The organism is Streptomyces typhae, assembly GCF_009755605.1.
Taxonomy (GTDB): Bacteria; Actinomycetota; Actinomycetes; order Streptomycetales; family Streptomycetaceae; genus Streptomyces; species Streptomyces typhae.
Genome location: NZ_WPNZ01000032.1, coordinates 45,211 through 58,477, shown reverse-complemented (window position 1 = coordinate 58,477; position 13,267 = coordinate 45,211). Strand labels below are relative to the sequence as shown.

13 protein-coding genes are annotated in these 13,267 nt (G+C 70.8%); 7 read left to right on the top strand and 6 right to left on the bottom strand.

Annotated elements, in window-relative coordinates:
- Positions 1 to 63 precede the first annotated feature (63 nt).
- Positions 64 to 1,587: a glycosyl hydrolase family 18 protein gene (locus GPA10_RS37935; RefSeq protein ID WP_157169385.1), complete on the bottom strand. Its 1,524-nt coding sequence runs from the start codon at positions 1,585 to 1,587 to the stop codon at positions 64 to 66.
- A gap of 352 nt (positions 1,588 to 1,939) precedes the next feature.
- Between GPA10_RS37935 and GPA10_RS37930 the strand changes: the two genes are divergently transcribed.
- Positions 1,940 to 2,323, top strand: a complete 384-nt coding sequence (locus GPA10_RS37930; RefSeq protein WP_157169384.1) for a hypothetical protein — start codon at positions 1,940 to 1,942, stop codon at positions 2,321 to 2,323.
- 150 nt (positions 2,324 to 2,473) lie between these two features.
- Here the strand turns inward: GPA10_RS37930 and GPA10_RS37925 are convergent, their stop codons facing one another.
- From GPA10_RS37925 to GPA10_RS37915, 3 genes are all read right to left on the bottom strand, one after another.
- Positions 2,474 to 3,898 carry a DEAD/DEAH box helicase gene (locus GPA10_RS37925; protein ID WP_157169383.1) on the bottom strand — a complete coding sequence of 475 codons (1,425 nt, stop codon included), beginning with the start codon at positions 3,896 to 3,898 and terminating at the stop codon, positions 2,474 to 2,476.
- A 187-nt stretch (positions 3,899 to 4,085) separates the two neighbouring features.
- The gene (locus tag GPA10_RS37920; protein WP_058850648.1) at positions 4,086 to 4,514 is read right to left on the bottom strand and encodes a VOC family protein; all 429 of its coding nucleotides are present in this window, start codon (positions 4,512 to 4,514) and stop codon (positions 4,086 to 4,088) included.
- A 38-nt stretch (positions 4,515 to 4,552) separates the two neighbouring features.
- A complete protein-coding gene (locus tag GPA10_RS37915; protein WP_157169382.1) occupies positions 4,553 to 4,843 on the bottom strand; it encodes a hypothetical protein in 291 nt (96 codons plus the stop codon).
- A gap of 124 nt (positions 4,844 to 4,967) precedes the next feature.
- Between GPA10_RS37915 and dnaA the strand changes: the two genes are divergently transcribed.
- Positions 4,968 to 6,869: a chromosomal replication initiator protein DnaA gene (dnaA, locus tag GPA10_RS37910; RefSeq protein WP_157169381.1), complete on the top strand. Its 1,902-nt coding sequence runs from the start codon at positions 4,968 to 4,970 to the stop codon at positions 6,867 to 6,869.
- A 239-nt stretch (positions 6,870 to 7,108) separates the two neighbouring features.
- Here dnaA and GPA10_RS37905 read toward each other — a convergent pair whose 3' ends face one another.
- Positions 7,109 to 7,936 (bottom strand): S1 family peptidase, encoded by an 828-nt coding sequence (locus GPA10_RS37905; RefSeq protein ID WP_058850645.1) that lies wholly within the window; start codon positions 7,934 to 7,936, stop codon positions 7,109 to 7,111.
- Positions 7,937 to 8,058: 122 nt separating this feature from the next.
- On the opposite strand from GPA10_RS37905, the gene GPA10_RS37900 reads away from it, so the two are divergent.
- Positions 8,059 to 9,138 (top strand): LysR family transcriptional regulator, encoded by a 1,080-nt coding sequence (locus GPA10_RS37900; protein ID WP_157169379.1) that lies wholly within the window; start codon positions 8,059 to 8,061, stop codon positions 9,136 to 9,138.
- A gap of 166 nt (positions 9,139 to 9,304) precedes the next feature.
- Here the strand turns inward: GPA10_RS37900 and GPA10_RS37895 are convergent, their stop codons facing one another.
- Positions 9,305 to 10,276 (bottom strand): LysR family transcriptional regulator, encoded by a 972-nt coding sequence (locus GPA10_RS37895; RefSeq protein ID WP_198351827.1) that lies wholly within the window; start codon positions 10,274 to 10,276, stop codon positions 9,305 to 9,307.
- Positions 10,277 to 10,430: 154 nt separating this feature from the next.
- Between GPA10_RS37895 and GPA10_RS43150 the strand changes: the two genes are divergently transcribed.
- The 4 genes from GPA10_RS43150 (at position 10,431) to GPA10_RS37875 (ending at position 13,180) form a co-directional block, all read left to right on the top strand.
- On the top strand, positions 10,431 to 10,703 hold the full coding sequence (locus tag GPA10_RS43150; protein ID WP_343041777.1) for a DUF3253 domain-containing protein: 273 nt from the start codon (positions 10,431 to 10,433) through the stop codon (positions 10,701 to 10,703).
- Between the two features lie 204 nt (positions 10,704 to 10,907).
- Complete coding sequence (locus tag GPA10_RS37885; protein ID WP_343041776.1) at positions 10,908 to 11,468, top strand: RNA polymerase sigma factor; 561 nt, start codon at positions 10,908 to 10,910, stop codon at positions 11,466 to 11,468.
- Positions 11,461 to 11,745, top strand: a complete 285-nt coding sequence (locus tag GPA10_RS37880; RefSeq protein WP_157169376.1) for a hypothetical protein — start codon at positions 11,461 to 11,463, stop codon at positions 11,743 to 11,745. Before GPA10_RS37885 ends, GPA10_RS37880 begins: the two co-directional genes overlap by 8 nt.
- 322 nt (positions 11,746 to 12,067) lie before the next feature.
- Complete coding sequence (locus GPA10_RS37875; RefSeq protein WP_343041775.1) at positions 12,068 to 13,180, top strand: TolB family protein; 1,113 nt, start codon at positions 12,068 to 12,070, stop codon at positions 13,178 to 13,180.
- Positions 13,181 to 13,267 lie beyond the last annotated feature (87 nt).

Here is a 13,267-nt window from a genome sequence, read left to right as displayed (position 1 = left end):
TGGTGCGCAGGGAGTGACACCGGGGGGCTCCCGGTCCTGCCGGAAGCCCCCGGGTTCAGTGACTCAGCAGGCCCCGAGGTCCTGCCACACACCCCACTGCCCGGTGCTGCCGGGCTCCTCGCCCGTCGTCCACCACTTGGCCTTCCAGCTGTGTCCCTTGTGCGACACCTGCTGGCCGCCGGTGTAGACCGTGCCCGAGGCCCAGGGCGCGGCCGTGCACTGGTTGCCGCTGCCGCCGGTGACGGTCAGGGAGTACGTCGTCGAGTGGGCGGCCGACGGGCTCGTACCGGTGACCACGATGTCGTAGGTGCCGTTGACGGCTGCCGCGGTGGTGGAGACCGTGAGCGTCGACGTCTCGCCGGCCGTCACCGAGGAGGGGCTGAGGGAGGCGGTGACCCCGGCGGGCGCGCCGCTGACCTTGAGGTCGACGGTCTTGGCGGTGCCCGCGGTCACCGAGGTCCTCACCGTGCTGGTGGCGGAGCTGCCCGCCTTGACGGTGCCGGAGGCGGGGGAGGCCGCCAGGGAGAAGTCGTCACTCGGGGCGGTGCCGCCGCTGGTGAAGGGCGCGAAGATGCGGGAGAAGTCCCAGGTGCCCTGCTCGATGCCGGAGCAGTCGTCCTTGGCTCCGCCGCCGGGGCACTTTCCGTTGTCACGCTGGAGGGCCCAGAAGCTGATCATGTTGATGCCCTTGGAGACCGCCCAGCTGTACACCTCCTTGGCGTTGGCCAGAGTGAACGTCTCGGCCGGTCCGAAGTCGTCGACGCCGGGCATCTCGGTGATGCCGATCATGCCCCAGAGCTGGGCCGGGGTCTTGCTCGGGTAGAGCTTGGCGAGCTGGTCGTACAGGCCCTGGGCGGCGGTCTTGGTGTCCTGGGCCATGTCGTGCTGGGCGTTGTCGTAGTAGTCGAACGTCATGATGTTGGCGACGTCGACCCGTGTGCCGTTGGCCACGGCGTTCTTGAGCAGGGCGACACCGTTGGCCGCGAGGCCCCGGGTCGTCGTCGGCAGGGTGTAGGAGATCTCCAGCTTGCGCCCGGTGGAGGCGGCCCAGTCCTGGACCTTCTTGATCGCCTTGTTCCGCCGGTCGATGCCTGCGGTGTTGTCCAGCGCGTCGATCTCGATGTCCATGTCGAGCCGCGGGATGTCGTAGGTCGTGATGACCTTCTGGTAGACGGCGGCGATCTGGTCGACATCGGTGCAGCTGTCGGCGATCTCGGTGCCGGTGGTGTCCGCCGTGTAGCCGCCGAAGGAGGGGATGACGTCTCCGCCGCGGCTCTGGATCGTCTTGATGTCGGCGCCGAAGGACTTCGTGTCGATGGGCAGCGACGTGTCGCCGTTCCAGTAGGCGGTGCAGGAGCCCTTCGTCGCCGTCTGGAGGAAGGCCATCGTGAGGTGCTTGGCGCCGGACTCGGCGCTGAGCGCGGCGGGGCTCTCGCCCGTCCAGGACTCGAAGTAGGGGGCGAAGACATGGGCGGGCAGCGGCGTCGCGGCCTGGGCGGGGGAGCCCGAGACCGCGGTCAGGCCCAGAGCGGCCACCGCGGTGGCCGCCGCGGTGAGAGCGGCACGGAGGGAACGCATACGTCTCATGGCCATCCAAGGGTGAAGAGGCGCCAACAAGGGGCTGACGCGCTGTTGTTGCTCCATGAGGTAGTCCCGTGGTCATAGGCATGTCAATGGTATGGACCAAATAAGGACTAGACCAATTTGGGACCGAAATCCGGGCGCGAAGAGGCTGCGGGGAGCGCCGCGTGCCGGGTGGCCGCTGGTCAGGCGGTCACCCCGCGCTGCGGTCGCGGTTGGCTCGCTCAGATGCGTGGTCGTACCACTTGACGGTGATTTGAACAATCTATGACCCGGCCTCGCGCCCGGGCCTGCGTCACTCTTGCTCCAGGAACCGTGCTGTGGCTGACTGGCAAGGGCACCGAAGGGGGAGCGGGGCATGGGCAGCTGGGTCGTGATCGCGGGGTACCGCTACGGCGACGTGCACAGTACCGAGTTCCTCCACCGCGGGCTGGACACCGAGGAGCAGGCGCTGAAGGCGCTCCGGTCAGCCGTCCACACGTACGTACCGAGCAAGAGAATCATCGAGAAGTGGCGCCGGGTGTACCGCTTCGCCGGTCAGGAGACCTACCTGGTCGTGATCCACGGCAAGGTGACGGAGTGGGAGTGCACCCTGCGCATAGCGGAACTGGTGTCCGACTCCGCCGACCCGGCCGTGGGCGAGCGAGCGCAGCGGGACGACGGGGTAGTGGAGGCGGCACGGACCGCACCGGCGGCAGAGGTGGCTGACGGGCCGCAGGACCGGATCCCGCCCGGCTACTGAGCGACGGCCCGGACACCGCTGCGCGCGGCTGCTGAACGACGGACCGGACGGAGCTGCGCGCCGCTACTGAGCGACGGGCCGGACGGAGCTGCGCGCGGCTGTGCGCATGGCCGACTGGCGCTGGGCGGAGAACCCTCCTGCGGGGCGCGGTCAGCCCCCGCGACGCACCCTGGCTGCCTTTCGGGCCTCCGCCAGCTTGCGGGCCTCGCCCGTCTTGCGGGACTTGCCACCCGTGCCGCGGGATGTGTCCTTGCTGGTGCCCAGGCCGCGGAAGGGAGCGTTCGTGTTCTTGGGGCGGGACGCCGGGGGTCCGCCGTCGAGAGGGGTGCCGGAGGGTGCCTTGGCCCCGGTGATGCGGCTGAGCTCCGCCTCGCCCGAGCGCACCTTGGTGACCGTCGGCTCGATGCCCGCCTCGGCCAGCAGGCGGGTCGTCTCGCGGCGCTGACCGGTGAGGACCAGCGTGACGACCCGACCGGACTCGCCGGCGCGGGCGGTGCGTCCCGCGCGGTGCAGATAGTCCTTGGGGTCGGTCGGCGGGTCGACGTTGACCACCAGGTCCAGGTCGTCGACGTGCAGGCCGCGGGCCGCGACGTTGGTCGCCACCAGTACGGTCACCTGCCCGTCCTTGAACTGGGCCAGGGTGCGTGTGCGCTGCGGCTGCGACTTGCCGCTGTGCAGGGCCGCGGCACGCACCCCGCTGGCCCGCAGGTGCTGGGTGAGGCGGTCGACGGCGTGCTTGGTGTCGAGGAACAGCAGGACACGACCGTCGCGGGCGGCGATCTCCGTCGTCACGGCGTACCGGTCGGGTCCGTGGACCACCAGCAGGTGGTGCTCCATCGTCGTGACCGCCCCCGCGGAGGGGTCGACCGAGTGCACGACGGGGTCGTGGAGGTGGTCGGCGACGAGCTGGTCGACGTCGCGGTCCAGGGTGGCCGAGAACAGCATGCGCTGGCCGTCGGGGTGCACCAGGTCGAGCGCCTCGGTGACCTGCGGCAGAAAGCCCATGTCGCACATCTGGTCCGCTTCGTCCAGGACGGTGATCCGGACCCGGCCGAGGCGGCAGGCCTTGCGCTCGACGAGGTCGTGCAGGCGGCCCGGGGTGGCGACGACGACCTCGGCCCCGTCGCGCAGCTCGGCGATCTGGCGGCCGATCGACATGCCGCCGACGACCGTGGCGAGCCGCAGCCCCACGGCTGCGGCGTACGGCGTGAGCGCCTCCGTGACCTGCTGCGCCAGCTCCCGGGTGGGTACGAGGACCAGGGCCAGCGGCTGCTTCGCCTCGGCGCGGCGCCCGGACGTGCGGGCGAGCAGCGGCAGGCCGAAGGCGAGCGTCTTGCCGGACCCGGTGCGTCCGCGTCCCAGCACGTCGCGGCCCGCGAGGGCGCTGGGCAGCGTGGCGGCCTGGATCGGGAAGGGCTCGCGCACACCGAGTCCGTCGAGCGTACGCAGCAGCGGGGCGGGCAGCTCCAGTGCGGCGAAGGAGGCGACCGGAGGCGCTCCCGTCGAGGGCGCCGTCGGCTGCGCGGGCTTCTCGTCGTGCGGGGTGGTGCCGGGGCGGCGGCTCTGATGCGTCATGAAGAGTCTTCCTCACGGGGTACGTGCCGAGGAAGGCCCGGCAGATGCCGACTCCGCAGGCGCGGGCCGGGACGGCTGCGTACGTGTGCTTCGCGACTTCAGAGGCTCCGGGCCGGTCGCGTCGACGCCGCCCTGGACACTCTACCGTCAGCCGTCTCCGCCCCTCACGGCACGACCCGTACCGCTCTCAGTCGATACAGAACTCGTTGCCCTCGATGTCCAGCATCGGGATGCACGCATCGGTGCCGTCGTAGAGCGTGCACACGTGGACGGCGCCGAGCGGCACCAGCCGGGCGCACTCGGCTTCGAGCGCGGCCAGGCGCTCTTCACCGACGAGGCCGGTCCCCACCCGCACGTCGAGGTGCAGCCGGTTCTTCACGGCCTTCCCTTCGGGTACGCGCTGGAAGTACAGGCGCGGGCCCACCCCGGTGGGGTCGGAGCAGGCAAACCAGGAATCCCGCTGCTCAGCAGGCTGGGAGAGCTTGAAGTCGTCCCACGTGGCGTACCCGTCGGGCGGCGGCGGGACGACATACCCCAACACCTCGCACCAGAACCGGGCGAGACGCTCGGGTTCCGCGCAGTCGAAGGTGACTTGGAACTTCCTGATCGAGGACATCGGCGCACCGTATCAAGGGGCGAGCGGGGGCGGGGGACCTACTCTCGGGTGCCACGGTCCTCGCCGGTGCTGAGACGCTCCTGCTCGGTGGCGTGACGGCCTTCCTCCGTGCTGAGACGCTCCTGCTCGGTGGGGCGACGGCCTTCCTCCGTCATGTCGCGGTCCCGGTACCTGGGCTCCTGCCGCTGCCACGCGGCATACAGCGTGGAGAGCCCGATCGCGATGGTGGACACCGCCTCGGGCCGCACCCGGCACAGGATGAGGACGACGCCGGTCAGCAGGACCGCGAGGAACACGGCGAGGTCGGTTCGCCGCCGGGGGAAGTGCATGGCTCAGCCTTTCTGATCTCTCGATGGGGCGAGATCAGGCTGTTGCGGGTGCGGGGTGTTGCGCCAGGCGGCACAGTTGCCACGTCTTGCAACACCGAGCACGGAAGAAGAACAGGGGGCGGGTATGGGCAGCCTGGTGCCACTGGGCGGGGACCTGCCGGACGAGTCGCGGGCGCTGGCGGAAGCGTTGCGCGGTCTCTTCGACGGGCTGGGCCTCAGCGTCCGCAGGTACGCGGCCCGACGGAGCTGGGACGCGGGGTCGATCTCGCGGTTCCTCAACGGCACGCGTGTTCCGACCTGGGATTTCGTCACCACTCTCATCGGCGATGTGGCGGAGCAGCACCGGCCCCTCACCCCTGAGGCCACGGAGTTGTTACGCCGTCTGCATCGTGAGGCGCTCGCCCGCAGCGGCTCCTCCACGCACCGGGTGCAGGTCCTCGAGGACGAACTGGCCGAGGCCGACCGGCAGTCCACACGGTCGGCTGCTCTGGTCCGAGCGCTCGAAGGAGCGTTGGTCGACGCGCAACACCGCGTTTCCGACCTCGAGGTGCAGATCGGACAGCTGCGCGCCCACCACGACCGCGAGCGCGCCGACACGGACAAAGCCCTGCGGCTGTACGAGGACCAGATGTCGGGGCTGCGCCGTGAACGCCTGTCCCTCATCGAGCAGGTGGAGGCGCTCGGCGAGGAACTGCGGGACGCCCACGCGCGGCGTATGGAGGCGGAGCGGCGTTGCGAGGAACTGGAGCGCGAGCTGATCACGGTCGAGGAGCAGCAGGGCCGCGAGGACGTCGGCCCCGACCAGGCAGGGGACGGATACGTCGACTCCCTGGGCGAGGACGGCGACTCCGTGGGCGACCACGGCGACGACCCCTTGAACGAGTTCCTCGTACCCGGCCGCCAGACCGGGCGGCAGACCGGCCGCCAGACTGGCCGTCAGACCGGCCGCCCGCCGCGCCCGGCATGGGTCGGACACTCCAGCACACAGACGCGGGCATCTCCTCCGAAGGACCCGCACGCGGCTCCGAAGGACCTGCATCCGGCCCACATCTTCGACACCCTGATAGTGGGCGAGTCGAACCGGTTCGCGCACGCGGCCGCGGAAGCCGTCGCGGAAAGTCCAGGCAAGACGTACAACCCGCTGTTCCTCTACGGGGCTTCGGGAATCGGCAAGACCCATCTGCTGCACGCCATCGGTCACCACGCCCGCCGGCTGCACCCGAACATCCGCGTGCGCTACGTCCGCTCCGAGGACTTCCGCCGGGCCATCCTGGACGTGGACATCCTGCTGGTCGACGACGTCCAGTTCCTGAGGGACGACAGGGCGGCCCTGGATGAGCTGCTGCGCACGTTCAACATCCTCCAGGAAGCGGGCAGACAGATCGTCTTGTCCTCCGACCGGCCGCCCAAGCAGCTGCCGTACCTCGGCGACCGGCTGCGCAGCCGGTTCGAGTGGGGCGTCGTCACCCACATCCAGCCGCCCGAGCTGGAGACGCGCTTCGCCCTGCTGAGCAGAAGGGTGCGCGAGAAGCAGCTCACGGTGGATCCGGAGGCGCTGGAGTTCATCGCCGCCCACACCTCCCGCAACATCCGGGAGCTGGAAGGCGCACTGAACCGTGTGACGGCGTACGCCCGCCTGAACCGGGCTCCGGTGGACCTGGATCTGGCGGCGACCGTCCTCAAGGACCTGGTGCCCGACCGCGGGCCGTCACGGGGAGAACGAGTGGGTGAGCTGATCGCCACCGCGACGGCCGACCACTTCGGCATGGAGCTGGGCGAACTGCGGTCGAGGAACCGCAGCCGCGCCCTGGTGACCGCACGACAGATCGCCATGTACCTGTGCTGCGAGCTGACGGACCTGTCGCGGCCCAAGATCGGGGAGCTCTTCCACAGGGAGGACCCGGCCGTCGTCGACCACGCGGAGCACAAGATCCGCGCCCTGATGGCGGAGCGCCGCTCCATCTACAACCAGATCACCGAACTCACGGTCAGGGTCAAGGACGCCGTGGACGCGCTGGCCGACTAAGGCCTGCCCGGTCGGCCGGCCGTCCTGCGCCGGGTGGACGGCGAGGAAGCGGCCGACGTGCCGCCATCCCTGGAGGGCCGCACCGGTAGGCCGCCTCCCCGCCGCCTTTGTGCCGCCCCGCCCCCCACGGACGCGAGCGGCACGAGGCCGGGTCGGAAGAGGATCGCCCTTCTCTCCCAGCCGGGGCCCGAGGCTGCGGACCCTGCTGCTTGTCGGCAGGGTCCGCGGTCATCGGGGGGTCAGGAACGGGCCACGGCTCCGCCGGTGCTCTGGCTGATCCACTGCCGGTGTGCGGTCACGTCGGTGTAGATGGTGGCGCTGCCGTCGCCGCAGGTGGAACTGTTGCGCCCGGCGCGGCTCGTGGCGCCGACCAGCTGCCAGCTCCCGGACGAGCCGATCAGGGCCGGGCCGCCGGAGTCCCCGTAGCAGGCGGTGGCCTGCGGGGTGCCGTAGACGCACAGTTCACTGGCCGGGTTGAAGCCCGATGAGCACATCCGGTCGGGGTTGATCCGGGTGTCGAGCTGCTTGAGGTAGCGGGGCGGCTGCTGCGAGCAGCCCTGCTGAGGACAGGTCTGGCCCCAGCCGAGGAGCCGGGTCGACGTGCCCTCGGCGGGCGAGCCGCTCGCGATGGAGACCGGTTGGTTCCGCACCTGGGTGCGCAGCTGCAGCAGGGCGATGTCGTTGCCGCCGGAGACGTCGCCGGTGTAGTAGGGGTGGCGGACGACCCGCTGGACGGCGGCGGCGGTGCCCTGGGTGTGGTCGGCCGAGCCGATGCGCAGCTGGAGCTGCTGGGCGGGGATCACTCCGCCCTGCCGCCCGGTGACGCAGTGGGCGGCGGTGACGACCCACTGCGAGGAGATCAGCGAGCCGCCGCAGCCATGGCGGCCCTGCTGTTGCAGCGAGGCCATGAACGGGTAGTTCTCGCTCGCCTGGCCACCGCCCACGATGGGCTGCGCGCCGGTCGGTACGGGGGCGGGAGCTGCCTGGGCGGTCGCGGGGAGGGCGATCGCCGCGGTGGCGAGCAGCAGCGTGCTGAGCACGCCGCGTATGAGGGATGTGGGAGACACGCGGAATCCTCCGAAAGGGAGTGGGGGGCGGTCCCGGCGCCGGACGCCGGGGCCGTCGGGTGAATCCACCATGGATGTCCGACGTCTTCCCGGGTAATCCCAATCCGTTCTAAGGTCCGCCTATGGGCCTGGAGTTGAGGCAGCTGCGCGTGGTCAGGGCGATCGCCGACCGGGGCAGCCTGTCGGCCGCGGCACGAGAACTCGGCCTGGCCCAACCGTCCGTCACCCAGTCGTTGGCCCAGGCCGAACGCGGTGCGGGCGGCCTGTTGTTCCAGCGTGGTTCCCGGGGCGCGGAGCCCACGGAGCTGGGGACGGTGGTCATCGAGCACGCGCGCACCGTGCTGGACGCCGTGGAACGGATGGCCGCCGCGTGCACCCGGCACCGGGAGGACGCCTGGCCCGCGGTGGTGCGCATGGGGTGCGCGCCCGGACTGCTGGTGGCCCAGCTGTCCGTGGCGGTGCCCCTGGTCGCCGGTACGGACGTGCAGATCACCGTGGCCGCCGGTACGGAAGGCCATCTGCGGGCCCTGGCCGAGGGACGGACCGAGGCCGCACTGGTGACCCACTTCCATCCGCCCGGGGTTGATCCCGTGCCGGTGGGAGTGGGCGGAGGCGGGGCGCCGCGTGGGGAGGCGAGCGACGCACATGGCGTGGAGAGGAGAGGGGCGCCGCGTGGCGAGACGAGGGGGGCGCTGTGCGGGGCGGTCGTCGCCGTGGAGCCGCTGTTCGCAGCCCTGTCGGCGAACCACCCGCTGGCCTCGTGGCAGGAGGTCCGGCTGGCCGACCTGGCGGGGGAGCGGTGGTGTCTGCCGCCGGGTCCTGACGACCTGGGGGCGCACCTCACCGCTGCGGGCCGAGCGTCCGGGCACACCCTCGCGCTCAGCGTCGCCGACGGTGCTTCGGCCTTGGCGCTCGTACGGGAGAGACGTGCGGTGCTGCCCGTGATGCCGGGTATCCGTGACGTCCCCGGCGTGGTGCTGCGGCCGCTGCGGGGTGAACCTCTCGCCATGACCACAGCGTTGTACTGGAGGCCGGACGGGCCGTTGTCCGAGGAGTGGGTGCGCAGTCTGTGGGGCCGTCTCGTGCACGCTCAGCGCGACATCGTCGAGAGCACCCCCGCCTACCGGGCGTGGCTGACCGCGCATCCCGACTGGCGCACTGTTCCTTCGGCTCCGACGGTGACGCATCGGCCTCGTGCCTGAGGGGTGGTGGCGGGGGCGGCGGCTCGACGCCTCGTGGTGCGGTCGCTGGTTGGTCCGGGGGCTCGGCTGGCTGGTTGGTCCGAGGGCTCGGCCGGCTCGCTGGACTGGTGGCTCGGCGGATCGGCAGCGCGGCGGCTCGACGGATCGGTCGCCGTCGCGGGCACGGTCATCGCCGCGGCGTCGAACCCAGCCAACCGGGGTTGCGCTCCCACCACCCCGGCACTCGCCCACTGTGTGACAGAGCCGATCGGTACGCGTCCAGGAGCCCGGAGCGCAGCCGACCGGCGAGCTTCTCGTCGACCGGGCCCCCGTTCTCGCGCCACAACAGCACATGCCGCGTCCGCACCGGGCTGCCCCGCAGCTCACGCACTACGCCGGGGATCACCATGCCGCTGCTCAGGGCGTTCATGGCTGACACCACAGGGCCGCCGCGTCGCATCAACTGCACCAGCAGCAAGGGTTCGACGGCTCGGACCACCATGGTGCTGTGACCGGCCAGGCGGCGCTGCTCCATCAGATGCCGGTCGAACTCGTCGTCGCCGTTGACGGCCAGGAGCCAGGTCTCCGCGGCAAGGTCCGCCAAGTCGATCTCAGCGCGGGCGGCAAGCGGGTGGTCGTCGGGCAAGCCGACGAAGAGAGGCTCTGTTCCGACCGAGGACATCCGTACCCCTGAGGCCGCAGTGATCGGCCGCCCGGGGAAGTCCGTGTGCAGCACCAGGTCGACATCCCCGCGCACCAGTGCGGCGACGGCCTCGACCGAGCGGTCGAGGACGACCAGCTCGGCAACCTCGCCGACGAGGTCGGCGGCCACCTCGTACAGCAGCAGCGCCAGCGGTGTCGTACGCACCCCCAGCCGCAAGGACCGGCCGACGGCTGCCGTGTGATGGGCCGCGATCGCCCGGTGCAGGGTGTCCATGCCACGCAGAGCTTCGCGCACGTAGGGCAGCAACACCTCGCCGAGGGAGGTCGCCCTGGCGCCGGACGGGCTCCGCTCGAAGACCTCGCCTCCCACCGCGGTCTCGATGCGGCGCAGCTGGGCACTCAACGCGGGCTGGGAGAGCCCGAGCAGGCGTGCGGCCTTGTTCAGGCTGCCGGTCGCCGCCACCGCCTCCAGGCACCGCAAGTGTCGCTCTTCCATGTCCACGACAAAAGTATGGAACCTTGTGCCGGGCGCTGACCAGGTGTGCGGCAAGCGGCGGGCCGCCTTTCGTGCCGGGCGCTCGGCCATCGACTTCTTCCCCGAGGCCGCTGGTTGCCGCACGTCTGAAGACCGCTGGTGTGACACTGGTGCGGTGACGGACAGAGAACAGCAGACGGACCGGCGCCTGGAGCGGGCCATCCTGGAATTGCTGGAGGCCCGTGACCCGGCTGCCACGATCTGCCCCTCCGACGCCGCGCGTGCCGTGTACGCGGGGAACGACGACGGCTGGCGCGCGCTGATGGAGCCGGCCCGCCGCGCGGCCCGGCGCCTGGTTGCCGCGGGCGAGGTGGAGATCACCCAGGGCGGCCAGCCGGTGGAGCCGACGGAGGCCCGGGGCCCGATCCGCATCCGGCGCGCCCGCTGAGGGCGGGCGCGGGCAGGCGGTGCGCCCCGCCCGATCATGCCGCAGGGTGAATCCTTTGGCGGTGCTCGTGCCTCTCTAACATGTGCGGACAACAGCGTCGGCACAGGAACCGGAGGTTTGTTGTGATCGTTGGTGCCGTCATCGTCGGGGCTGTGCTCATCTGTGCGTGTGCTGTCGTCGTGCGTCGTCAGCGGGGGCGCTCGCGTGGCTGACCACACATGGCCCGGTGAACAGCTGATCGCTGCGGCGCAGGAGGGCGACGTCGATGCCACGGCCGCTCTGGTGGCCGGCTCGCACCCGCATGTGCAGCGGTTCGCGTACTCGTTGTGTGCCACTCCTCAGGACGCCGAGGACGCCGCACAGGAAGCGCTGATCATTCTGTACCGCAAGATCGGGATGCTACGGGCCTCCGGCGCGCTGGCTTCGTGGATGTTTCGCATCGTCCGCAACGAGTGCTTGCGGCGGGCGCGACTGGCGCTGCGCAGCCATGGTCCGGTCCCCGACACCGTCGTGCCGTCGTTCGAGGACGAGGTGCTGCAACGCCTTGAAGCGGAACGGGTGGCGGCGGCGATCGTCGCTCTGCCCGCCGACCAACGGCGTGTGCTGATCCTGCGGGACATCCAGGGCTACAGCGGACGGATGGTCGCCGCTTCGCTCGGCCTCAGCACCGCCGCGATGAAATCCAGACTGCATCGCGCTCGCGCGGCGGTCCGTCAGGAATTGCGGACAGCATCTGATCCGCTGGCGGGAGTCGGCCATGACTGACCGGCACAGCTTCGCCAGCGCTTCCCTACCCCGGCACCTGGTGCGCGGTGCGCTGGGGTTCGGCGCGTTGGCCGGTTCCATCCTGCTCGTGCCCGCAGTCGGACCGGCCGGTCTCCTGCTGGCGCCCCTGGGGCTGCTCGCATTGCGTGGGTGCCCCATGTGCTGGACGATCGGGCTGCTTCAGACCATCTCGAACGGTCGGCTGCGGCGTTCGTGTGCGGATGCGGAGGGCCGCTGCGAGCTGGCTCTCGCCGCCCGGCACACCCGGTCACAGTGAGCCGCTAGCTGCACAGTCGTCCAGTCGGCGTCGCGCCTGCGGCGCCGCCGCCGTGCAGGGGAGCGCTGCACATAGCCGCAGGACCGCAGGACCGCAGGACCGCAGGGCCGCATGGCCGTGGGGCCGTGGGGGGTGACTGCACACCCACACAGCCACGCGGCCACATGACCGGAACCGTGTCTTGCGCGTCATGTAGCGCATTGACCCCACGGCACCGCCGCAGTTCCATGCTTGTGGACCTCCAGTGAAGAATCCAAGGAGAGATCGCATCCTGTTTGGGGGGAAGATGAGGAGAAGAACGAACTGGATTACCACTAGACGTGTGCGCGCCGTCCTGGGCGCCGCGGTCGCCGTCTGCGCGGTCACCGCGGTGCTCCCCGGATCCGCCTCGGCCGAGCCCGCAGCCTCGGCCGAGCCCGGGGCCAGGCACACGGCCACCACCGGCATCGCGGGCCACCGCGCAACCAGTGTCGAGAGGGTCAGCGTCGCGAACGACGGGACGCAGGCCAACGACCACTCCACCCACGCCTCGATCACACCCAACGGCCGCCACATCGTCTTCGCGTCCTCGGCGGACAACCTGACGAGTTCGAGGGGCGGCTACATGTACGTCCGTGACCAGCGCAGGGGCCACCTCACACGGCACGGCCAGCTCCTGGGCGAACAGCACCATCCTCCGACGATCAGCAACAACGGGGAATGGGCTCTCTACTCGGGCTACCTGCAACACTTCAAGCAGATGTACCTGGCCGAGGTGAGCCGGTCGACGGGCAGCCTCGTCCGTACCTGGGGCAACCACCAGACTCAGCCGTCGCTGGACGCGGACGGCCGCCTCATCGCCTTCGTCGTCATCCCCAAGCGGGACTGGACGACGTCCGACCAGCGCATCCTGGTCATGGACCGTGCCACCGGCGCCGAGTGGACCATCACCTGGCTCAGCCACTCACTGCCCTCCCGGCCGTCCATCAGCGGCGACAACCGCCGCGTCGCCTACCAGGACGCCAAGACGGAGGACGTCTTCATCTGGGACTGGGGCGACGACGTCATCGGTCCCATCGAGGGCCCGTCCAAGGCGGCGGAAATCGTGCAGCTCAGCGACGACGGCAGCAAGGTCGTCTACCGTTCCGGATCCGACACTCACGTGTACGAGCTGCGTACGAGCACCACCCAAGTGGTGCCGGACGCCCGGGGCCTGGCCATCGATCCCACCGGCCGCTACCTCCTGTACGCCCCTCAGATCGCGAACAGGCCCTCGCTCGTCCTGCGCGACCTGCGCACGGGCACCGAGGAGACCGTCGCGGACAAGCCCGCCTCGGCCGGAACCGACGCGGTCAGCGCCCATGGACGCGACGTGGTCTTCACGTCGGCGGCCGACGACGTCGTGCCCGATGACACCAACGGCAAGACCGACGTGTTCGTCCGCCGCTTCCACTGAACACCCCGTCCGCCGCTCCCGGGGCGCCCACCGCGCCTGCTGCACAGGAGTCCTGTTGCTCCCGCCCCCGCGGGAGCAACAGGGCTC

Excerpts from the sequence above, each read along its gene's own strand:
- GPA10_RS37935 (WP_157169385.1), bottom strand. The coding sequence starts at position 1,587 with ATGAGACGTATGCGTTCCCTCCGTGCCGCTCTCACCGCGGCGGCCACC.
- GPA10_RS37930 (WP_157169384.1), top strand. The coding sequence starts at position 1,940 with ATGGGCAGCTGGGTCGTGATCGCGGGGTACCGCTACGGCGACGTGCAC.
- GPA10_RS37925 (WP_157169383.1), bottom strand. The coding sequence starts at position 3,898 with ATGACGCATCAGAGCCGCCGCCCCGGCACCACCCCGCACGACGAGAAG.
- GPA10_RS37920 (WP_058850648.1), bottom strand. The coding sequence starts at position 4,514 with ATGTCCTCGATCAGGAAGTTCCAAGTCACCTTCGACTGCGCGGAACCC.
- GPA10_RS37915 (WP_157169382.1), bottom strand. The coding sequence starts at position 4,843 with ATGCACTTCCCCCGGCGGCGAACCGACCTCGCCGTGTTCCTCGCGGTC.
- dnaA (WP_157169381.1), top strand. The coding sequence starts at position 4,968 with ATGGGCAGCCTGGTGCCACTGGGCGGGGACCTGCCGGACGAGTCGCGG.
- GPA10_RS37900 (WP_157169379.1), top strand. The coding sequence starts at position 8,059 with ATGGGCCTGGAGTTGAGGCAGCTGCGCGTGGTCAGGGCGATCGCCGAC.
- GPA10_RS37895 (WP_198351827.1), bottom strand. The coding sequence starts at position 10,276 with ATGGAAGAGCGACACTTGCGGTGCCTGGAGGCGGTGGCGGCGACCGGC.
- GPA10_RS37880 (WP_157169376.1), top strand. The coding sequence starts at position 11,461 with ATGACTGACCGGCACAGCTTCGCCAGCGCTTCCCTACCCCGGCACCTG.